Origin of the sequence: Actinophytocola sp., assembly GCF_035712165.1 — a bacterium.
In the GTDB taxonomy this organism is placed as follows: Bacteria; Actinomycetota; Actinomycetes; order Mycobacteriales; family Pseudonocardiaceae; genus DASYTH01.
Map to the genome: position 1 here is coordinate 1 of NZ_DASTBH010000323.1, position 20,137 is coordinate 20,137.

Below are 20,137 nucleotides of genomic sequence, written 5' to 3' on the forward strand. Positions count from 1 at the left end.
TCACCCCGGTGCTGGGCGCGGTCGGCGAGATCATGCTGGGGTCCTACACGCTGCCGCCTGACCACCCGGACGCCAAGATCGTGGCTGACCTGCACGAGCAGGCCGTCACGGTACTGGGCCTCATCGACGGCGTGACCCACCTGGAGATCCTCAAGTGCCCGCGCGGCTACCTGGTCGGCGAGATCACCTGCCGGCCCGGGGGCAACGGCGTCCCCGAGCAGATCCGGCACCAGTACGGCGTCGACTTCTGGCGGAGCTTCCTGGCCACGTCCATGGGCGAGGACGCCGGCATCGCCACCCCGCCGTCCGCCCGGCCCGGCCATCTGATCAACTTCATGCTGCCGCGTCCGGTCGGGACGGTCACCGCGATCACCTCCGCCGCGGATCTGCTTGCCCTGCCCGGAGTCGAGCACGCCGAGGTGCGGACCAGGGTCGGCGACACCACCCCGGCGCCACTGGACTCCTCGGTCACCGCCGGGACCGTGCTGATGCGGGTGGACAGCGAGGACGAGGTGCCGGCCGGCGTGGCCCGGCTGGCCGGGCGGTTCCGCGTCGAGGTCGCGCCCTGATGGAGGTCGTCGAGACGAACGGCCTGTCGATCGCCATGATCGGCACCGGGGAGCTGGCCGGCGAGCCCTGGGCGGACCACCCGGCGCCCATCGATCTGGTTCGGACCATGGACCCGCCTGCGGGCGCCTGGGACGAGCTTGCCGCACGCGGCTTCATCCGCAAGCCCGACTGGCTGTCCTGGACCGCCGACCTCGGCGCCGGCGAGGCGGAGTACCTGGCCCGCATGGAAGCCAAGCCACGCCAGGTCGTCCGGCGGGCCGTGGCGCGCGCCGAGCGCGAGCTCACGCTGACCGTGCCGGACCGGATCGACCCGGCGACCCTGGACCGTTTCCTTGCCCTGTACCGCGACAGGGTCGAGCGGATGACCTACGGGGTCACGGTCGCCTGCCGGTACCGGGAGGCGATCCTGGACGGGCCGGACCGGTACTTCGGCGTGTTCGCCTACGACGGCCCCGAGTTGGCCGGCGGGTGCCTGGTTCTGGAACGCCCGGAACAGGACGCGGTCCGGATCCGGTTCTCGGCGGTGACCGAGCGGTGGCGCCGGGCCAGCCTGGCCCGCGCGCTCTACCTGGTCGCGATGCGCGCCGGCCGGGCAAGGGGCTACCGGCGGGTGGGACTCGGGGACGAGCCCAACCTCTACGGGCACGTGGCCAAGGCCGGGCTGTTCCCGTTCAAGGTGAGCATGGGGTTCCGGTGTGTCCCGTCGCAGGACAACCACGACCCACACGGCCGCGACTGCGCCGATCTGGTGCTCACCGTGCGGAACCTGTGCGGTCCCGGGCTGCTGCTCGGCTACGCGGGCCGCGACCGGACCCTGACCGCACACGTGGTCGCCGACGACCCGGTGGACCTGCGCCGGTTCTCCGCGCCCTTCCTGGCCGGCGCGGACTGGCGGAAACCGGCCGGAGGTGGCCCATGCACGTGTTAGGCGCCGTGGCGCGCAACGCCGTCGAGCTCGTCCGGTTCATGTGGGTCGACCACAGCGGCGTGCTGCGGGGCAAGGCGGTCGCGGCGGACACGCTGGCCGGCCGGATGCGGTCCGGGGTCGGGGTCGCGACGGTCCGGCAGGCGGCCAGCCTGCTCGACCAGGCCCAGCCGGTGGCCGGGTTCCCGGTCATGGACGAGGTCCGGCTGATGCCCGACCCGGACACCTTCGTGCTGCTGCCCCACTCCCCCGGCTCCGCCGCGATGCTGTGCGACCTGTGGACCAGGTCCGGGGCGCCGTGGGCGGCCTGCCCCAGGACCTTTCTGCGGGACGCGGTCGGCGCGGCCGGTGCGCTCGGCTACCAGGTGGTGGCCGCGTTCGAGCCGGAGTTCACCCTGGCGCACGAAACCGGCGACGGAACCGAACTGGCCCTGTTCGACGACGGGCTGTGCCTGGACAACGAGGCGTTCGACGCGGCGAACGACTACATCGTCGCGCTGTCCCGGGCCCTGCGGTCACAGGGCATCGAGGTGGAGATGTACCACCCGGAAACCTCGGCGGGCCAGCACGAACTGTCCATCCGGCACGCCGAGGCCCTGCGCGCGGCGGACAACCACGTCTGGCAGCGGGCGTTCACCCGGGGCATGGCCCGCCGCCGCGGGATGCGCGCGACCTTCGCGCCGGTGCCCCGGCCGGGCCTGCGGGGCAACGGAAACCACCTGCACCTGTCGCTGTGGCGGGACGGCGCGAACGCGTTCGCGGAGCAGACCGGCGCCCTCGGGCTGTCCGACCTGGCCCGGCACTTCATCGGCGGCGTGCTCGCCCACCTGCCCGGGCTGATGGCACTGACCTGCGCCAGCGTCAACAGCTATCTCCGGCTGGAGCCGGGAAAGTGGGCCGGCGCGTTCGGCTGTTACGGCCCGGACAACCGGGACGCCGCCATCCGGGTGCCGTCCACCTTGCGGGGCAAGGAAACCGCCTCGACCAACATCGAGCTCAAGGTGTGTGACGCCACCGCCAACCCGTACCTGGCCCTGGGTGCGACGATCCAGGCCGGGCTGGACGGGGTGCGCAACCGGCTCGACCCGGGCGCCCCGCTGACCGAGGACCCCAACCGCCTCTCCGACGCGGAACTGCGCCGGAGAGGCGTACGGCACCTGCCGCGCAGCCTCGAGGAGGCCGTGGCTGCCCTGGAGCGGGACGAACTGCTGATGGCCGTGCTCGGCTCACCGCGCCGCGAGCTGTGCACTGCGGTGAAGCGGGCCGACGTCCGGGACTTCAAGGAGATGAGCGAAATCGACGGCTATGTCGTGCACTCGACCAGGTTCTAGCGCCGGTCCCCGTTGAGCGGACCGGCGGCCTCGGCCGCTGCCTCGACCGCGGCCTCCGCGGCCTGTTCGGCCTCGGCGGCGACTTCGGCGGCCGGCGCGGCGGCCGGGGTGACCTCCCGGGTGGCCGGAGACGGCGGCAGGTTCTCGGTGAAGGCCCGGGAAACACCCTGCAGCGCCGAGGTCACCTCGCTGGGGATCACCCAGAACGTGTTGCCCTTCTTGGCCAGCTCGGGAAGCGTCTGCAGGTACTGGTAGGCAAGCAGTTTCGGGTCCGGGTCGTTGCGGTGCACGGCCTGGAAGACCTGGTCGATGGCCAGCGCCTGGCCCTCGGCCGTGAGGATCTGCGCTGCCCGCTCACCCTCGGCCCGCAGCACGGCGGCCTGCTTCTCGCCCTCCGCGGTCAGGATCTGGGACTGGCGCTGCCCTTCCGCGGAAAGGATCACGGCGCGCTTGTCCCGCTCGGCGCGCATCTGCTTCTCCATCGCGTCCTTGATGGTGCGCGGCGGGTCGATCGCCTTGATCTCGACCCGGTTGACCCGGATGCCCCACTTGCCGGTGGCCTCGTCCAGCACGCCGCGCAGCTGGCTGTTGATCGTGTCACGGGAGGTGAGGGTCTTCTCCAGATCCATCGACCCGACCACGTTGCGCAGGGTGGTGACGGTGAGCTGCTCGACCGCCTGCAGGTAGCTGGCGATCTCGTAGGCCGCCGCCCGCGGGTCGGTGACCTGGAAGTACAGCACGGTGTCGATCTCGACGACCAGGTTGTCCTCGGTGATCACCGGCTGCGGGCGGAACGACACGACCTGTTCGCGCAGGTCGATCGCCGGGTACACCCGGTCCACGTACGGGATGACGAAGTTGAGGCCCGGCTTGAGGGTTCGGCTGTAGCGACCGAGTCGTTCGACGTTGCGGGCGCGGGCCTGCGGCACGATGCGGACCCCGCGCAGCACCGTGAACACCACGAACAGCACAACCACCAGAGCGGCGATCAGGACGGGTTCGAATTCCATGGAAGCTCCCGTGGGTAGACGAGTGCGGTGGTGCCATTGATGTCCATGACGTCGACGACCGCCCCCTCCGGGATGACGATCGTCTCGTCATAGGCGCGGGCCGTCCACTCCTCGCCGCCGATCCGCACCAGGCCCTCGCGCCCGGTGACCTCCCGGACCACGAACGCCTGCTGCCCGATGAGCGCGTCGATGCCGAACCGCTCCAGCTGCGGCCGCTGCATGTGCCGCAGCGCGGCCGGTCGCACGAGCACGATTCCGGCGGTCGCGGAGCCGGCGAACACGATGAGTTGGACAGGCCAGGGAAGCCCGAACGCGGCGACTCCGGCCGTGACCAGCGCGGCGCCACCGAGCATGCCGAGGGCCACGGTGAGCGTGAAGATCTCCGCCACCCCCAGTAGGACCGCGAAGATCAACCAGATGAGCCAGTCGGTCATGAGCGGCGACCCCCCTCCCGATCATCGGTGGAGCACCGGAGCGGGTTTCCCCTGGCACCATCGTCTGCCTGCTTTCGGCGTCCGGCAAGGCCGCCCACCGGCGATCTGACCCGGGTTTCGTTGCCGGGCCCCGGCAACGAGCGGTGTGGGCTACCGTCAGCCGATGGTCGACGACGGGCTGGACGTCACGGCGCTCGCCGGGTTGGCCGCGCGGGACGTCGGGGACATCGCCCCGGACCTGCTGGGCGGCTATATCGAGATGCTCGACGCGGTCAGCGGCACCGGGCGCCGGCTGGTCCGAACCGAGTTGGACTCGCTGCGCGGGCTGGGCGCCGTGGCCGCCGAGCGGGGTGTGCCGCTGCGCGCGCTGATCGACCTCTACCTCAGCGCCAACTGGGTGGTGTGGCGGCGGCTTCCGGCGCTGGCGGAGGCGACCGGCAAGGAGGGGGTGGCGGCGATCGCCGAGGCGATCCTGCACGCCGCCGACGACGCGGTGGTCGCGCTCGCCGACGGGTACGACCGGGCCCAGCGCCTGATCCTGCGGCAGGAAGAGGCCGCGCGGCGGGAGTTCATCGACGATCTGCTGCACGGCCGGGGCGACCTCGGCAGGTTGGCCGAGCGGGCGGAGCGGTTCGGGCTGCGGTTGACCGGACGTCACGTCGTCGCCGCCGCGCGGGCCGACCGGGCGTTCAAGGACGGCGACAGCACCACCCGCCGGGTGGAGGCGGCGCTGCTGAAGCGCTTCGACGACCGGCAGGTGCTGGTCACGACCAAGGACGGCCTGCTGCTGTGCGTCGCGGCCGGGGGCGAGGCGGAGGTGGCGGCCGAGTTCGCCCGCCAGGTCACCGTGCTCGTGCCGGCCGGCCAGGTCGCCGTCGGCCGGCCGTTCCCCGGGCCGGCGGGGGTGGTTCGCTCCTTCGAAGAGGCCCGCGGCGCGCTGGACCTGGCCACCCGGCTCGCCCTGACCGCGCCGGTACTGACCGCCGCCGAGTTGCTGGTGTTCCAGGTCCTGTTCCGGGACCGCGCCGCGATCACCGACCTGGTCGGCACCGTGCTGGCGCCGCTGGAACGCACCCGCGGCGGCGCCCAGCCACTGCTCGACACGCTGTCTGTGTACTTCGCCACCGGCGAAGTAGCCGCCGAGGCGGCCAGGCGGCTGTTCCTGTCCGTCCGCACGGTGACCTACCGGCTGGACCGGGTGCGCACCCTCACCGGCCACGACCCGAGAGATCCCGCCCACCGCTTCACCCTCGAGGCCGCAGTCCTCGGCGCCCGCCTACTCGGCTGGCCCGGAAACCCCCTCACCACACCGGAATGACGGTTACTCCACTGTGGAGTCGGCCGGCGCCTCCAGGTGTTCCTTCAGCCGGCGCAAGGTGGTAGCAATATGGGCGGTATTGGCGGCCGGCCGGTCGGGTTCACCGGTGATGGCGATCGCGATCGGGACAAACCACCGCGGCACGTGCAGCCAACTAGTCTCGGTGACGGTGCACCCGCCCACAATCGGCTCGATGTCGTACTGCCAGCGGGCGATCGGCACCAGGAACGGGGTGCGCACCTCGTAGGCGAACCGCCGGCCGTGGTCAGCGTCGGTCACCCGGCAGGTCGTCCACCAACGCCGCCACCCGTTCCGGTTGCTCCCCTTGAACCGAGCCCCCACCCGCGCCTGCGTCGATCCGTTCATCCACCGAACCCGGTACACCTCCTCGGCGAACCGGACCATCACCGTCGGATCGCTCACCAACCGATAAACCGCATCCGGACTCGCCTTGATCTCCGCCTGGCCACGCGCAATAGGCGCAACGGTGTTCATCCTCGCATTACACCGCTGGGGCGTCTCGACCGTCGACAGTTTCAGCACGCTCAAAGAACCTCCGGCCCCGGTTGGCCAGGGCTGGTCGCGCCCGATCAGGCGGGTGCCGGCCGCGGGCCTGGGCAAACCCGGAACCGCCGGGTCGGGGCTGGCAACTCGCGGGACCGGAACGGGCGACTCGCCGGGCCGGAAGTGGCGGCCGGCCGGGCTGGAAGTAGCGACTCGCCGGGCTGGAAGTGGCGACTCGCCGGGCTGGAAGTGGCGACTCGCCGGGCTGGAAGGGGGGACTCGCGGGGTTGGATGTAGGCAGAGGGGGTTGTGGAAGAACCCTGTGGTGCTGTTACATCGAGTGCACTGCCCGCCACGGGCTGGATCCCCACCCGACCGTCCACTCGGGAGTGTCGATGCCGCAGCGTAGCGCGTTGAACTGGCCCCCCGGATTCCCCGCATCGCTGGACTACCCGGAAGCCCCCGTCGGCGCCATCGCGTTCGGCGCGGCCGACCGCTTCGGGGAGCGTACCGCTTTCGCCCGTGGCGACACGGAACTGAGCTACGCCCGGCTCGCCACCAGCGCCGCCCAGCTGGCCAACGGGCTGGTCGCGGAGGGTATCCGGCCCGGTGACCGCGTCGCGCTGCGCATGCCCAACTGCCTGGAGTATCCGGTCGCATACTACGGAGTCCTGCTCGCCGGGGCGGTCTTCGTGCCGGTCAACCCGCTGCTGCCGGAACCCGCCGCGCAGGCCCAGATCGCGGACGCGGGGGCGGTTCGGACGATCACCGCCGCCGACGTGGCCACGCTGTGCCAAGGCCGGGCCGAGCGCCCGCCGAACGTGGACATCGACGTACACAACGACCTCGCGCACCTGGCGTACACCGGCGGCACCACCGGCGTGTCCAAGGGGGTCCGGCTCCCGCACCGTAACGTCGTGGTCAACGCGCTGCAGTACTCCTGCTGGGGCACCGGTTCGCTACCCGACCAGAACACCTCCAACGGCCTGGCCGTCGAGCAGGTCGGCCCCGCCGACGAGTGGCCGGTGCGGCTCGGCAACGGGATCGCCATCAACCTCACGCCCTGGTTCCACGCGATGGGCACAATCGCCGGTCTCAACGCGCCGATGTTGACGGGCACCACGCTGGTACTGCATGACCGGCTCGACCCGGCCGCCTATCTCGCCGACGCCGAACGGCTGCGGGTCACGTCCATGGGCGGCGCGCCGGCACTGTTCGCCGCACTGCTCGCCTGCCCGGACATCGACAAGCGGGACCTGTCCTCCATCCGCGCCATCGGTTCCGGCGCCGCGCCGATGCCGCTGGAGATGAGCCGCCGGCTCTACGACCTGGCCCCGGACGCGATGATCAGCGAGGGCTACGGCCTGACCGAGGTGACCATGGGCGCCACCAGTGGCCCCACCCACCGCTCGGGAACACGCAAGATCGGCACCGTGGGGGTGGCGATCTTCGACACCGATCTGCGGATCATGTCCGATGACGGCGAACCGTTGCCGCCCGGCGAGCGCGGCGAGGTCTGCATCAGCGGACCGCAGGTCATGCGCGGCTACCACAACCGTCCCGAGGCGACCGCCGAGGTGTTGTCCGACGGATGGCTGCGCACCGGCGACATCGGCGTGCTGGACACTGAGGGCTACCTGTCCATTGTGGACAGAAAGAAGGACATGCTGCTGTACAAGGGTTACAACGTCTATCCTCGGGAGCTGGAGGAGCTGCTGGCCGCGCACGACGGCGTGCTGGCCGCCGCCGTGGTCGGCAAGCAGGACCCAGCGGTCGGCGAACTGCCCGTTGCCTTCGTGGTGCCGGCCCGCCCGACGCTCACCGCCGACGAGGTGATGAGCGCGATCAACGACCAGGTGGTGCCCTACAAGCAACTACGCGAAGTGCGCTTCGTCGACCAGATCCCGGTCTCCGCCGCCGGCAAGATCCTCAAGCGGGAGCTGCGCCAGCGCCTGGCCGAGTCTCCTTAGCCGGGCAGCCGGTACCGCGCGGCGAACAGGTTGTACACCCCGTAGGACGCCAGCCCGAGCGCCATCACCCCGAGCAGGATCTGCCCGTACGGTTGCGCGGCAAGGGTTTTCAGCGAAGCGTCCAGGCCCCTGGCCTTGCTCGGGTCGACCTGCACCGCGGCCAGCACGATGAGAGCACCCGCGATCGCCCACGCCGCGCCGAGCGCCATGTGCCCGAACTGACCCGCCCGGGTCACCGCCTTACGCACCCCCGGGCTCGCCGACGACAGATCCAGGTCGTCCTGGAACTTGCGCTTCCACCCGCGGTAGACCAGATATGCGGCGCCACCCAGCACCGCCACGCCCGCCAGGCCCACCAGCACCCGGCCCCAGGTCTCGGTGAGCAGGCCGCCCACCTGCTGTTGCTGCTGGCTGTCCGACGCCGCCCCCGGCCCCTTGATCGCGACCTTCGCCGCGCTGTACGACAGATAGCCGTACATCAGAACCTTGAACGCGCCGATCGCCCGGTGTGACCACTCATGCCGTTTGCGTCCCCAGATGACCTCGTATAACCGCCACAGCGCCATCGCGGCGAGTCCCACGGCGATGACCCACAGCAACCAGACCCAACCGCCGGACGCGATCGTCTGCAGCGCACCGGACTTGTCCGGCTGGCCCTGGCCCGACCCACCGATCGCCACCTGCGCCGCCAGCCAGGCGATCAGCAGGTACACCACCCCGTACATCACCATGCCGATGCGGGCAACCAGTTGGAACGGCTTGCTTCGGGCCACTTCGTGGGCCGGATGGCCGCTGCCCTGCAGAGTAGTCACCCCCACCAAGTTCCCCGGCGTTAACCTCCTGAAACGTCGCCGCGCACGGCGCCGCCGAGCAATGCGCCTGCCGGCTCGCCGGCTCGGGCCGACCAGGCCCGCGCCTCGTCGTCCCGTCCGGTACCCGCGCGGGCCAGGTGGGCGGCGACCTCGAACACCCGGTCCCGGTCGATCCGCGCGATCGGGATCATGGCGTCGGCGATCCGGCCGTGCAGCGCGGCCCGTTCCGAAGCGGGCAGCCGGGTGTACGCGGTCTCCCAGATCAGGTCGTGCACGAACGAATGCCGCACCCCGCTCAGGCTGCGGCGCAGAATCCCGTCCCGCACAAGGCGATCAAGAGTGGTGCGGACCTGCGCCTCCGGACGGTCCAGCACGGCGGTGACGACCGCGATGTCCAGGTGACGCCCGAGACCCGCTGCCGCGTCCACGGTGGAGCGCTGGTCCGGGTCCAGCCGGTCCAGGATGACGCGAACGATGGCGTCCGGCTCGGCCGGCATATCGTCCACGGTGGACGACTCGGCCAGCAGCCGAGCCATCGCGGTGACCAGGAAAGCGTTGCCGCCAGAGCGTTTCGCGACGGACCGGACGAGCCGGGCGGGCGGCTGGCGGCCCGCGACGGCCGCGAGCAGCTCGGCGACCTCCGCCGTCTCGAGGGGACCCACGGGAACCCGTTGCACGCCGGACAGCTCGGCCGGCGGGCTGCCCGGACGGCCGGCGATCCAGATCAGCACCCGCGCCCCGGCCAGCCGCTCGGCGACCGCGCGCAGCAGCCGGACCGACGGGCAGTCGACCCACTGCAGGTCGTCGAACAGCAGCAACAGCGGCTCGGTTGCCGCGACGGTTCGCAGCAGGGCGGCCAGTTCGTCCGCCGAGTGGGAACCGCCGTCCGGCACGGCGTCGGGACGGATCTTGTGCAGGGTGGCCAGCAGCTCGGTCCACGCCTGCAGGGCGGGCACGCCGGCGCCGACCCCGGTTCGGGCCCACAGCGCGAGAAAACCGCGCCGCACGGCCCGGCGGGCCAACTCCTCGCCGAGCCGGGTCTTACCGGCGCCGGCGGGCGCCTCCAGCAGCACCACGCCGGACCGGCCGGCCTCGGCGTCGTCCAGCGCGCCGGTGAGCACGGCGAGCTCGGCGGCCCGGCCGACCAGCACGTGTTCGGCCTCCGGCGCCGGCATCGCCGGCCCACGCTCGGCCGCCGCGCGGTCCGCGAGGGCGGTGCGCCGCAACTCGTCCAGCCGGCTCGCCTCCGCGCGGGCCCACGGCTCGCCGGCCAGGCCGGCCAGGCTGTCCCCCCGCCAGCGGGCCAGAGCGTGGTCCAGCACGGCGATCGCCGCGTGCCGGTCACCGAAGCGCAGGGCCACCCGGGCGGAGGCGATGAGCTGTTCGGCAAGCCGGCTGTCCAACCCCTCCCCCGGCCGCAGCACGTATCCGCCGGCCTCCTCGGCGAGCGCGGGGTGCAGCGTCCGGCGCAGCCGGGACAGACAGGGCCGTATCGCATCGGCCGGGTCCGTCGGGAGCCGGTCGGCCAGCCAGCCCGGGTCGACGACGCGATCGGCCTCGATCAGTAGCAGCGCGAGCACTTTGCGCTCAAGGTCGTCCAGTTCGACCCGCTCGCCGCCGCGCAGCACGTCGAGCGCGCCGAGCACGCGGAACTCAAGCTCATCGGCCGGCACTGCGGCTACCACGGTTGCCGAATGTACCGGGCGTTAGGCTCCCGGGACCCAACCCGACCCCGGGGAGCCGAGTGCCGATCTTCCTGTCCCGACTCCTGGCGCAGCTGACCCGGCCGCGCGGCTGGGCGACGCCGGTCGCCGTGATCGTGTTCGTGTTCGCCACGAGTTGGCCGCTGATGGCGCTGGCCGAGCCGGACAGCGAGATCGCGGCGCCGGCCAACTACTGGTGGTACTTCGTGGTCACCGCGGCCACCGTCGGCTACGGCGACTTCTTCCCGGTCACCGGCGCGGGCCATGCCGTCGGCGTTTACGTGATCGTCGGTGGGATCGCGACGCTCACCACGGTTTTCACCAGGCTGGCCACGATCATGGAACGAGCGAAGGGACGACGCATGCAGGGTGCGATCTCCGTCACAGCCTCCGGCCACGTGGTGCTGATCGGGTACACGGCCGGCCGCACCGAACGCATCGTCGCCGAACTGCTCGCCGAGTCCGACGCCCGGATCGTGCTGTGCGGTTGGTCGGACGTGACCACCCATCCCATGCCCGACCAGGGGATCGAGTTCGTCCGCGGCGACCTCACCGACGCCGACACGCTGCGCCGGGCCGGGGTTCCGGGCGCTGCCACTGTGCTGGTGGACGCCCGCGACGACAACGAAGCACTCGCCGTCACGGTCACGGTGATCCACCTGCACGCCGGCGCGCACGTCGTGGTCACCCTGCGGGACATGGCGCGGGCCGAGCTCATGCGACAGGTGCACCAGGACGTGCACTGTGTGCAGTGGCACACCTCGTGGATGGTCACCGAGGAGCTGACCTCGCCGGGTATCGCCGAGGTCTACACCCACCTGATGACCCCGGGCGGCACCAACACCTACTCGATCCGGCTGCCGGAGTCCCTTGGCCCGGTACAGGTCGGCCGGTGCCAGTCCGTGCTCGGCCAGCGACACGGCGTGATCCTGCTGGCCGCCCGCACCGAACACGAGCTGCTGGTCAACCCGGGCTGGGAGACCGAGCTGCCGGCCGGAGCCGAGGTGTACTACCTCTCGCCACATCGCCTGACGCCGGAGGCGCTCACCGCGGCCCTGGGCGGCTAGGGCGGGTCGAGCACGATCTGGCGCCGGCATTCCCGGGCCAGTTCGTCGAGCCGCTCGGCCAGCTCGTCCCACGCGCCGTCGCCGGTCATCACGTCGGCCAGTACCCGCCGGGTGGCCAGCACCATGTCCACCTGTTCCGGCGTGACCGAGGTGCTGCGCCGGCGCGACCGGGATCTGGCCACCGGCCGCATGGCCGCGGTGAGCAGCTCGGCCAGTTGTTCGCCGGACCGGTTCCGGCCATTGGGGTATTCGCTCATCGTCCCCACACCCCCGAAGTCCTCCCCAATTGTTCGGAGCCGCCCGTCCGGTGTATCGCTCCGATCGCCGGAAATCGGTACAGGGAACTGATTTCGCTTTGGCAACACCCCTAGGTACCGCCCGCTGTCGTTGACGCGAATGTGACCGGGCCCTTACTGTCGGTACGAAACCGTTTTCGAACCGGGTTCGAAATATCGAACGGCGCTGTCAGGGAGGAAGCAGTGCTCGGGATTCGGCGCAGTTGCGCGGGAATCGTGGCGATGCTGCTCGCCGGCCTGATGACGGCCGTGCCGGCAGCCGCCGCACCGGCCGTGCAGTACACGAACCCCCTTGTGCCGCAACGAGCCGACCCGCACGTGGTCAAACACACCGACGGCTTCTACTACCTCACCGCGACCGCGCCGGAGTACGACCGCATCGTGCTGCGCCGGGCGAACACCCTGCAGGGTCTGTCCGGCGCCGCGGAATCGGTCGTCTGGCGCCGGCACACCAGCGGTGAGATGGGCGCGCACATCTGGGCCCCGGAACTGCACCGCATCGACGGCCGGTGGTACATCTACTTCGCCGCCGGGCGCACCGACGACATCTGGCGCATCCGCATGTACGTGCTGGAGAACTCCAGCGCCAACCCGCTCACCGGAAGCTGGGTCGAGCGCGGCCGGATCACCACCGCCTGGGACACGTTCTCCCTGGACGCGACCACGTTCGCGCACAACGGCACCCGCTACCTGGCCTGGGCGCAGCAGGAACCCGGGATCAACTCCAACACCAACCTCTACCTGGCCCGAATGACCAACCCGTGGACCATCACCGGCACGCCGGTGCGCCTCTCGGTGCCGACCCTGCCGTGGGAGATCCGCGGGTTCCGGGTCAACGAGGGCCCGGCGGTGATCATCCGCAACGGCCGGGTGTTCCTGTCGTACTCGGCCAGCGCGACCGATGCCAACTACTGTCTCGGCCTGCTCAGCGCGCCTGCGTCGGGCAACCTGCTCTCCGCCGCCTCCTGGACCAAGAGCCAGCAGCCGGTGTTCACCAGCAACGACGCCACCGGCCAGTACGGCCCCGGGCACAACACGTTCACCGTCTCCGAGGACGGCCTGTCGGACATCCTGGTCTACCACGACCGCAACTACCGCGACATCAGCGGCGACCCGCTGAACGATCCCAACCGCCGGACCAGGGTTCAGAAGCTGTACTGGAACCCGGACGGAACCCCGAACTTCGGCATTCCGGTCGCCGACGGGCCGACGCCGCAACGCCTGCGGCTGAGCGGGACGGCCGACCGGTTCGTGCGCCATTTCAACTTCCGCGCCCGGATCGACCCGAATGTGACCACGCTGGCGGACTCGCAATTCCGGATCGTGCCCGGACTGTCCGGCGGCGGAACGATTTCCCTCGAGTCGGCCAATTTCCCGGGATATTTCCTGCGGCATCGCAACTTCGAGGTGTGGCTGGACCGCGGCGACGGCTCCACGCAGTTCCGCGCGGACGCGAGCTTCATCCGGCGGGCGGGGGTCGCCGACGCCGCCGGGGTCTCGTTCGAGTCGGCCAACCTCGCCGGCCGGTTCATCCGGCAGTCGGCCGCCCTGCTCTACGTCCAGCCGGTCGACAACGCCGCGGACGCCACCTTCCAGTTGGAGTGAGCCGATGCGCGCCCTGCTTCTGGTCGTCGGAATGCTCGCGGGCCTGGCCGGGCCGGCCGACTATCCGAACCCCGGTGTGGTCACCGGTTCCGTCAACGGAGTGCACGACCCGTCGATGATCAGGGCGAGCGACGGGCGGTACCTGCTGGTGTCCACCGGCAACAACCTGCCGATCCGGACGTCGACCGACCGCCGGGCGTTTCGCACCGCCGGCCCGGTCTGGCCGAACGGGGCACCGTGGGCGCATCCGTTCACCGGGGGCAGCAACACGCTCTGGGCGCCGGACCTGTCGCTGCGCAACGGCCGCTACTACCTGTACTACGCGGCCTCGACCTTCGGGTCCCGCAACTCGGCGATCTTCCTGGCCACCAGCCCCACCGCCGCGTCCGGAACCTGGACCAACCTGGGGATCGTGTGGCAGACCAGCGATGCCAACGACTACAACGCGATCGACCCGAACCTGGTGGTGGACGCCGCCGGCGCCTGGTGGCTGTCGTTCGGCTCGTTCTGGTCCGGGATCAAGATGATCCGGATCGACCCGGCGACCGGCAAGCAGCACGGCGGGGACCGGACGCTGTACAGCCTGGCCCGCAGGCCGAACGCCGGGGGCGCGGTCGAGGCGCCGTTCATCGTGCGGCAGGGCGGGTTCTACTACCTGTTCGTGTCGTTCGACCTGTGCTGCCGGGGAACCGGCAGCACCTACCGGACCATGGTCGGCCGGTCGGCGTCGATCACCGGCCCGTACGTCGACCGGGCCGGTGTGGCCCTGACCTCCGGCGGTGGCACGGAGATCATGGCCACGCACGGCGGCGTCGCCGGGCCCGGCCACCAGGCGGTGTTCCAGGACACCGATGCGTGGGTGCTGGTCTACCACTACTACACGAGCACGGCGCCGGGCGGACGGCTGGGCATCAACCTGATCGACTTCGCCGACGGCTGGCCCCGGGTCTTCTGACACGGCGAAGCGCGCCGGTGCGGGTGGCACCGGCGCGCTTCGGCGTTGCGTTGGTTATCCGGCCGTGGAGAAGGCGTAGATGGTGGTGGTGTCGTAGGTCTGGCCGGGGCGCAGCACCGTGGTGGGGAACTGCGGCTTGTTGGGCGAGTCGGGGAAGTGCTGGGTCTCCAGCGCGAAGCCGTCGGTCTGCCGGTACACCCGGCCGCTGGTGCCGACCAGGGTGCCGTCCAGGAAGTTGCCCGAGTAGAACTGGATGCCGGGCTCGGTGGTGCGGATCGAGAGCACCCGGCCGCTGGACGGGTCGAGCACCGTCCCCGCGGACTCGAGCTGGCGGAAGGTGTTGTCCCGCCGGTCGAGCACGTAGTTGTGGTCGTAGCCCTGACCGATCACCAGCTGCGGGAAGCTGTTGCGGATCCGCTCGCCGATCGCCGTCGGGCGGCGGAAGTCCATCGGCGTGCCGGCCACCGGGTCGAGCGTTCCGGTGGGGATCAGCGTGGTGTCCACCGGGGTGTAGCGGCTCGCGTTGAGGGTCAGCTTGTGGTCCTCGATCGTTCCGCTGCCCTCGCCGGCGAGGTTGAAGTAGGTGTGGTTGGTGAGGTTGACGATCGTCGGCGCGTCGGTGGTGGCGCGGTAGTCCATCCGGATCTCGTTGTTCCTGGTCAGCCGGTAGGTGACCGTGGTGTTGAGCGTTCCGGGATAGTTCTCCTCGCCGGCCGGGCTGGTGTAGGTCATCCGCAGGCCGACCGTGTCCCGCTCGCGGATCTCGGTGGCGCTCCAGACCCGCTTGTCGAAGCCGACGTTGCCGCCGTGCAGGTGGTTGACGCCGTTGTTCTGCGCGAGCTGGTAGGTCTGGCCGTCCAGGGTGAACCGGCCGTTGGCGATCCGGTTGGCGTAGCGCCCGGTGATGCAGCCGAAGTACGGGCTGCGCTCGAGGTAGTCGGTGAGGTTGTCGAAGCCGAGCGCGACGTTGCCGGTGCGGCCGCGCCGGTCGGGCACCTCGATCGTCTGGATGATGCCGCCGTAGGTGAGCACCCTGATCTTCATGCCGCGACCGTTGCTGAGCGTGTAGCGGTTGATCGCGGTGCCGTCCGGCATGGTGCCGAAGACGTCCCGGTCGATCCTGGGTTGGTTGGTGCCGGCCGCCGGAGGGGCGGCCGGCCCGAGTGCGGCGAATCCGGTGACGAGCAGTACGGCGACCGCGACGTTTCCGGCCCTGCGGGTGAACCGTCTCATGAGGACACCTCTCTTCGCCCGCACCGTCGCGGGCAGCGTGTTCGGTATCTCGAACAAGATTCGGTATGTCCGACCGCAGAATGACGCTAGTGGTGTCCGAAAAGACGTGTCAACAGTCCGGGTTCACCGGTGGCCGAGGCGGCGCGACAACGTGTCCGCACCCGAACGAACCAGGGCGGCCCACTCCTCGCGGGACCGGTCCGCCCACCGGATGTTGGGCACCGAGATGCTCATCGCGGCGACCATCGCGCCTGAGCGCTCGTAGACCGGGGCCGCCACGCAGTACACCGCCGCGTTGGACTCGCAGTCGTCGAAGGCCATGCCGGCCTTGCGCACCTCGGCGAGGTGGGAGCGGAGCTTGGTCGGCGAGGTGATGCTGTGCGGGGTCATGGCCAGCAACGAGCGGTTCCGGGGGTACCGCGCGTCCAGCGCCTCGGTGGTCAGACCGGACAGCAGCATTTTGCCCACCCCGGTGCAGTGCGCGGGCAGCCGCCGGCCGACCGCGGAGACCATCCGAACCGGATGGGTGCTGTCCATCTTGGCGATGTAGACGACGTCGGTGCCCTCGAGCAATGCCACGTGGACGGTCTCGTCGCAGCCGGCGGCGACCTCCTGGGCGACCTCCTGGGCCTCCCGGGACATGTCGAGCCGTTCGGCGAAGCTGCTGCCCAGCAGGAACAGCCGCAACCCGAGGCGGTAGCGGGTGGGCTGGCCCGGGACCGGAACCAGGTAGGACCGGTCGGCGAGGGTGGTGACCAGCTCGTGCACCGTGGTGCGCGGCAGGCCCAGCCGCTCGGTGATCTCCGGCGCGGAAATCTCCGGCGTGTCAAGGAGAAGCTCGAGAATGTCCAGTGCCCGGCCGACTGCCGGAACCGCGCGACCCAACGCCGTCACCTCGTCGAATCCGGTACGAAATGTCGGACGGGAGCTTAGGTAGAGGTGCGGTGAGCTGTCAAAACGGCCGCAGTGGATCTTGACCGGCGGGCCGGGCGGCACGTAGATTCGATAGAATTCGAACGTCGAACCGGTTTCGATATTTCGAACAAGGAGTGGCATGCCTCGCTTCCCGGACGGCGCGCACTATCGCGTGGAGATCCCCAGTGTCGAGGGGCCACGTTGCCTCGACGCCGTGCTCACCGAGGCCGACCGGCTGGAGGTTCCGGTCAGCCGCGTGTCCCAGGGCAGCGGGGTCGGAATGCTCACCGACGCCGAGATCGGGGAGATGGTCAAGCTCGGCGCCGCGGCCGGCGTCGAGCTCAGCCTGTTCGCCCGGCCGTGCGCGGCGTGGGGGCCGTCGGCCATGGCCCGCATGCCGGCCGGCGCCGTGCTCGCCCCGACCGCCTGGGGGCAGGACCAGCTCACCGCCGCCGTCGACGAGATCCGCCGGGCCGCCGACCTCGGCGTGCGCAGCGTGCTGGTCTCCGACCTCGGGGTGCTGGCCACGCTGGGCCGGCTGCGCACCGCCGGCGAACTGCCGGCCGACCTGCAGGCCAAGGTGTCGGTGATGCTGCCGGTGGCCAACCCGGCCACCGCCGAGGTCCTGGTCGGCCTGGGCGCCAACACCCTCAACCTGCCCACGGACCTGACGCTGGCGCACATCGCCGAGATCCGCGCCGCGGTGGACGTTCCGTTGGACGTCTACGTCGAGGCGCCGGACAACCTCGGCGGCTTCGTCCGGCACCACGAACTGCCCACCCTGGTGGAGCTCGCCGCGCCGGTCTACATCAAGTTCGGCCTGCGCAACGCCCCCGACGTCTACCCCTCGGGCACCCACCTGGACGACCTCACCACCGCCCTGTCCCGCGAACGCGTCCGCCGCGCCCGCCTCGGCCTCGACCTGCTGCACCGCGCCGGCAGCACCGCCGTGTGCTCACCCCCCGGCGCACCAGGGCTCGCGCTGCCGGTGCCGTAAACCGCGTTGCCGGGCAGAATTGCCGCGAGCCGCACGCGATCGGAGTCATCCATGCCAGCTCGCAGCACCCTCACCACGCTGCGCACCCTCGATGGCCTGCAGCTGGCCGGCACCCTCGTCACGCCCGCCCAGCCCCGGAACAATGCCCTGGTCATGGTGCATGGCGGCGGCGTGACCCGGGAGGAGGGCGGCTTCTTCACCCGGCTGGCCGACGGCCTGGCCGAGTCCGGCATCGGCTCCCTGCGGTTCGACCTGCGAGGCCATGGCGAGAGCGAAGGTCTGCAACAAGAGCTGACGCTGGCGGCCATCCTGAACGACATCCGCGTGGCCGTGGCCGAATTGAAGGCGCGGACCGGCCTTCCTGCCGTGAGCCTGCTCGGTGCCAGCTTCGGCGGTGGCATCTGCGGCTACTACGCGGCCAAAAGACCAGACGAGATCGCTCGGCTGGTCCTGCTCAATCCCCAGTTCGACTACAAGAAGCGCACGATTGACAGCCGGCCCTACTGGTCCGACGACCAGCTCGATGACGAGACGGCCCGCCAGCTCGCCGCCGATGGTCACATCAACTTCACGCCGACCCTGAAACACGGCCGAGCGATCCTCAATGAGGTCTTCTGGTTGAGACCCGACGACGTCATCGGTGAGATCACCGCACCAACCCTGCTGGTGCACGGCACCAAGGACACCTTCGTCCCCATCGAATCCTCTCGGGCGGCAGTGAACTTGTTCCGCACCGAAGTCCGGTTGGTGGAGATCGAGGGTGCCCAGCACGGGTTCGCAGTCCACGAGGATCCCCAGTACCTCAACCCGCAAAGCCAGGAATGGCAGGCCGAGGTGATCCGCACGGTCTCTGGCTGGCTCGTTGCGCACCAAGGCTAGCGGGCGGGGTGCCGCGCGAGAACGTCGCCGAACTCCCGTACCGCCGGACGGCTGCGCCATGGTGCCAACGTCCGCATGACCTCATTCAGGACACGCAGGGTTCGACGGGAGTCGGTCGCCAGTGCGATCTCGACCGAGCCCAGGCCGACCGCAGCCGCTTCATCCGGCTCGCCGCTCAACGCTAGCGCCACCGCGCGGCGTGCCCGGAAGTACCCGGCATCCCGGCGGGAGAGCACCGCGGTGGACAACACCTCACCGAACAACGCCGCGGCCCGTCCCGGCCGACCAGCCTCGGTGAACGAACTGGCATTGCGCAACAGAAGCGTCTGGGCGGTGAAATAAGCACCGAGCCGGTCGGGCTGGTCGTCCGGCTTGACTTGGGCAAGTAGCTCGTGGGCATGGTCAAGCCGCCGCTCAACGGCCGGCAGTGGTTCGCCGATCATGGCCATACCCAGAGCGTGCTGCTGGGTGACCTCAGCACGCACGTTGGCTGGCAGTTGCCACGGACCTTCCATCGCTGCTTGCGCCAGAGTGAGCACGCGGAGCGCATCCCGGGCGTCATAGGCCATCTGCGACTTCTTGAGCAGCATGTAGCCCTGCATGGGCAGATCGCCGGCTTCCTGCGCCCATTCCATGGCGCGGTCGTACCAGAACGTCGCGTGACCTGGTTCCCGCATGTCACGAAGCAGCCAGCCGGCGAACTCAGCACCGGATGCGCCCACGGAAAGCAACTCCCGCCGGACCGAGGGGCGCACGTCACGACCATGTGTCTCAATGGTTCGCAGGAGTTCGAGGACAGCGGGAAGGGTTGCGGCCGGTCCGAGTTCGCCATCATCCGCAATGCAGATATCCAGCTGGCGGCGACAGTATTCGGCCAGTGGGCCGTCGAAGAACCTTGGTGCATCCTTCAGCACCGCGACCACGTGATGTCGCTCGTCCGTGTTGAACCCTTCAGCTGCGATCGGCCGCATCAGCAAGGCTGAGAGCCGCGCCCTGACCTCGCCCGACGCCTGACTGAGACAGGTGTCGAGGATGGCCTGGGTATCGGGCCACGGGATGGTTCGCTCGCCGCCTTTCTCCCACTTGGACACGGTGCGCGCGGCAACGCCCAAGCGCTCGGCGAACGCTCGCACACTGAGGCGCAAAGCAACGCGGAGAGCGCGTGTTTCCCGGCCGGTCCACCGGCCGACTGTGTCCATGACGTGGGATTTTCCTCCGAGAATCCCGATTCTCGCAGGCTGACAGGCTGATCGGGGACAAAGGTGCGACAAAGGTTCTACAGCCGCTCATTGGCAGCCCGGCGTCGTTCATCCAGGCTCATGAGCAAGGCACCTGGCGCCGGATTCTGCCGGTTCGGCGCTGGGTGCCATCCATGTCGGTACAGATGAGAGTGCGACACGACAGAATGAGAGTGCGAGCGAGACGGCGTGGCGCCCGGACGAATCCGACCAGGGTGGTTGGCCAGTCGACCCACGTTTTCCGGGGCCAAGGCGAGGCGATCACGGTGGCCGAACTGCTTGCGGACGCGATCGAACGCGGCGAGGGAATTCGCCTGAACTGGCCGCTGGACGACTTCGATCGCAGCCCGATCCGACCCGACGAGTGGGACCAGT

At 70.3% G+C, this 20,137-nt stretch carries 19 protein-coding genes; 10 read left to right on the forward strand and 9 right to left on the reverse strand.

Annotated features, from left to right (window positions below; genetic code table 11):
- The 3 genes from VFO68_RS18145 to VFO68_RS18155 all read left to right on the forward strand — a co-directional run.
- Positions 1-569 (forward strand): hypothetical protein (locus VFO68_RS18145; RefSeq protein WP_325159496.1); only part of this gene is annotated, 569 nt, incomplete at its 5' end.
- Entirely contained in the window at positions 569-1,498 is a 930-nt protein-coding gene (locus VFO68_RS18150) for a GNAT family N-acetyltransferase (RefSeq protein ID WP_325159497.1), read from the forward strand. The genes VFO68_RS18145 and VFO68_RS18150, both read left to right, overlap by 1 nt.
- Positions 1,486-2,826 carry a glutamine synthetase family protein gene (locus tag VFO68_RS18155; protein ID WP_325159498.1) on the forward strand — a complete coding sequence of 447 codons (1,341 nt, stop codon included), beginning with the start codon at positions 1,486-1,488 and terminating at the stop codon, positions 2,824-2,826. The genes VFO68_RS18150 and VFO68_RS18155 overlap by 13 nt, the downstream gene beginning before the upstream one ends.
- Here the strand turns inward: VFO68_RS18155 and VFO68_RS18160 are convergent.
- Together VFO68_RS18160 and VFO68_RS18165 are read right to left on the reverse strand one after the other, a co-directional pair.
- Positions 2,823-3,836 (reverse strand): SPFH domain-containing protein, encoded by a 1,014-nt coding sequence (locus VFO68_RS18160; RefSeq protein WP_325159499.1) that lies wholly within the window; start codon positions 3,834-3,836, stop codon positions 2,823-2,825. The two genes, VFO68_RS18155 and VFO68_RS18160, sit on opposite strands and share 4 nt — an antisense overlap.
- A complete protein-coding gene (locus tag VFO68_RS18165) occupies positions 3,815-4,270 on the reverse strand; it encodes an NfeD family protein (RefSeq protein WP_325159500.1) in 456 nt (151 codons plus the stop codon). Before VFO68_RS18165 ends, VFO68_RS18160 begins: the two co-directional genes overlap by 22 nt.
- 163 nt (positions 4,271-4,433) lie before the next feature.
- Between VFO68_RS18165 and VFO68_RS18170 the strand changes: the two genes are divergently transcribed.
- Positions 4,434-5,588: a PucR family transcriptional regulator gene (locus VFO68_RS18170; protein ID WP_325159501.1), complete on the forward strand. Its 1,155-nt coding sequence runs from the start codon at positions 4,434-4,436 to the stop codon at positions 5,586-5,588.
- Positions 5,589-5,591: 3 nt separating this feature from the next.
- On the opposite strand, the gene VFO68_RS18175 is transcribed toward VFO68_RS18170, so the two are convergent.
- The gene (locus VFO68_RS18175; protein WP_325159502.1) at positions 5,592-6,131 is read right to left on the reverse strand and encodes an SRPBCC family protein; all 540 of its coding nucleotides are present in this window, start codon (positions 6,129-6,131) and stop codon (positions 5,592-5,594) included.
- Positions 6,132-6,487: 356 nt separating this feature from the next.
- On the opposite strand from VFO68_RS18175, the gene VFO68_RS18180 reads away from it, so the two are divergent.
- The gene (locus tag VFO68_RS18180) at positions 6,488-8,062 is read left to right on the forward strand and encodes a class I adenylate-forming enzyme family protein (RefSeq protein ID WP_325159503.1); all 1,575 of its coding nucleotides are present in this window, start codon (positions 6,488-6,490) and stop codon (positions 8,060-8,062) included.
- Here VFO68_RS18180 and VFO68_RS18185 read toward each other — a convergent pair.
- Together VFO68_RS18185 and VFO68_RS18190 are read right to left on the reverse strand one after the other, a co-directional pair.
- Complete coding sequence (locus tag VFO68_RS18185) at positions 8,059-8,874, reverse strand: DUF1206 domain-containing protein (protein WP_325159504.1); 816 nt, start codon at positions 8,872-8,874, stop codon at positions 8,059-8,061. The two genes, VFO68_RS18180 and VFO68_RS18185, sit on opposite strands and share 4 nt — an antisense overlap.
- Positions 8,875-8,894: 20 nt before the next feature.
- Complete coding sequence (locus VFO68_RS18190) at positions 8,895-10,559, reverse strand: ATP-binding protein (RefSeq protein WP_325159505.1); 1,665 nt, start codon at positions 10,557-10,559, stop codon at positions 8,895-8,897.
- Between the two features lie 59 nt (positions 10,560-10,618).
- Here VFO68_RS18190 and VFO68_RS18195 point away from each other — a divergent pair, with 59 nt between their 5' ends.
- Complete coding sequence (locus VFO68_RS18195) at positions 10,619-11,644, forward strand: ion channel (RefSeq protein ID WP_325159506.1); 1,026 nt, start codon at positions 10,619-10,621, stop codon at positions 11,642-11,644.
- Here VFO68_RS18195 and VFO68_RS18200 read toward each other — a convergent pair.
- Positions 11,641-11,901 carry a hypothetical protein gene (locus VFO68_RS18200; protein ID WP_325159507.1) on the reverse strand — a complete coding sequence of 87 codons (261 nt, stop codon included), beginning with the start codon at positions 11,899-11,901 and terminating at the stop codon, positions 11,641-11,643. The two genes, VFO68_RS18195 and VFO68_RS18200, sit on opposite strands and share 4 nt — an antisense overlap.
- Positions 11,902-12,123: 222 nt before the next feature.
- Between VFO68_RS18200 and VFO68_RS18205 the strand changes: the two genes are divergently transcribed.
- Both VFO68_RS18205 and VFO68_RS18210 read left to right on the forward strand, forming a co-directional pair.
- Positions 12,124-13,545: a family 43 glycosylhydrolase gene (locus tag VFO68_RS18205; protein ID WP_325159508.1), complete on the forward strand. Its 1,422-nt coding sequence runs from the start codon at positions 12,124-12,126 to the stop codon at positions 13,543-13,545.
- Positions 13,546-13,549: 4 nt separating this feature from the next.
- Positions 13,550-14,500, forward strand: a complete 951-nt coding sequence (locus VFO68_RS18210; protein ID WP_325159509.1) for an arabinan endo-1,5-alpha-L-arabinosidase — start codon at positions 13,550-13,552, stop codon at positions 14,498-14,500.
- A gap of 54 nt (positions 14,501-14,554) precedes the next feature.
- Here the strand turns inward: VFO68_RS18210 and VFO68_RS18215 are convergent, their stop codons facing one another.
- Complete coding sequence (locus VFO68_RS18215) at positions 14,555-15,733, reverse strand: aldose epimerase family protein (RefSeq protein WP_325159510.1); 1,179 nt, start codon at positions 15,731-15,733, stop codon at positions 14,555-14,557.
- A 123-nt stretch (positions 15,734-15,856) separates the two neighbouring features.
- Positions 15,857-16,627: an IclR family transcriptional regulator gene (locus VFO68_RS18220; protein WP_325159511.1), complete on the reverse strand. Its 771-nt coding sequence runs from the start codon at positions 16,625-16,627 to the stop codon at positions 15,857-15,859.
- A gap of 160 nt (positions 16,628-16,787) precedes the next feature.
- On the opposite strand from VFO68_RS18220, the gene VFO68_RS18225 reads away from it, so the two are divergent.
- A complete protein-coding gene (locus VFO68_RS18225) occupies positions 16,788-17,645 on the forward strand; it encodes a U32 family peptidase (protein ID WP_325159512.1) in 858 nt (285 codons plus the stop codon).
- 51 nt (positions 17,646-17,696) lie between these two features.
- Positions 17,697-18,524 (forward strand): alpha/beta hydrolase, encoded by an 828-nt coding sequence (locus tag VFO68_RS18230; protein ID WP_325159513.1) that lies wholly within the window; start codon positions 17,697-17,699, stop codon positions 18,522-18,524.
- Here VFO68_RS18230 and VFO68_RS18235 read toward each other — a convergent pair.
- On the reverse strand, positions 18,521-19,723 hold the full coding sequence (locus VFO68_RS18235; protein ID WP_325159514.1) for a helix-turn-helix domain-containing protein: 1,203 nt from the start codon (positions 19,721-19,723) through the stop codon (positions 18,521-18,523). The genes VFO68_RS18230 and VFO68_RS18235 overlap by 4 nt on opposite strands.
- Between the last annotated feature and the right edge of the window lie 414 nt (positions 19,724-20,137).

Coding starts and splice junctions, on each gene's coding strand:
- VFO68_RS18150 (WP_325159497.1), top strand. CDS start 569: ATGGAGGTCGTCGAGACGAACGGCCTGTCGATCGCCATGATCGGCACC.
- VFO68_RS18155 (WP_325159498.1), top strand. CDS start 1,486: ATGCACGTGTTAGGCGCCGTGGCGCGCAACGCCGTCGAGCTCGTCCGG.
- VFO68_RS18160 (WP_325159499.1), bottom strand. CDS start 3,836: ATGGAATTCGAACCCGTCCTGATCGCCGCTCTGGTGGTTGTGCTGTTC.
- VFO68_RS18165 (WP_325159500.1), bottom strand. CDS start 4,270: ATGACCGACTGGCTCATCTGGTTGATCTTCGCGGTCCTACTGGGGGTG.
- VFO68_RS18170 (WP_325159501.1), top strand. CDS start 4,434: ATGGTCGACGACGGGCTGGACGTCACGGCGCTCGCCGGGTTGGCCGCG.
- VFO68_RS18180 (WP_325159503.1), top strand. CDS start 6,488: ATGCCGCAGCGTAGCGCGTTGAACTGGCCCCCCGGATTCCCCGCATCG.
- VFO68_RS18200 (WP_325159507.1), bottom strand. CDS start 11,901: ATGAGCGAATACCCCAATGGCCGGAACCGGTCCGGCGAACAACTGGCC.
- VFO68_RS18210 (WP_325159509.1), top strand. CDS start 13,550: ATGCGCGCCCTGCTTCTGGTCGTCGGAATGCTCGCGGGCCTGGCCGGG.
- VFO68_RS18215 (WP_325159510.1), bottom strand. CDS start 15,733: ATGAGACGGTTCACCCGCAGGGCCGGAAACGTCGCGGTCGCCGTACTG.
- VFO68_RS18225 (WP_325159512.1), top strand. CDS start 16,788: ATGCCTCGCTTCCCGGACGGCGCGCACTATCGCGTGGAGATCCCCAGT.
- VFO68_RS18230 (WP_325159513.1), top strand. CDS start 17,697: ATGCCAGCTCGCAGCACCCTCACCACGCTGCGCACCCTCGATGGCCTG.
- VFO68_RS18235 (WP_325159514.1), bottom strand. CDS start 19,723: ATGGACACAGTCGGCCGGTGGACCGGCCGGGAAACACGCGCTCTCCGC.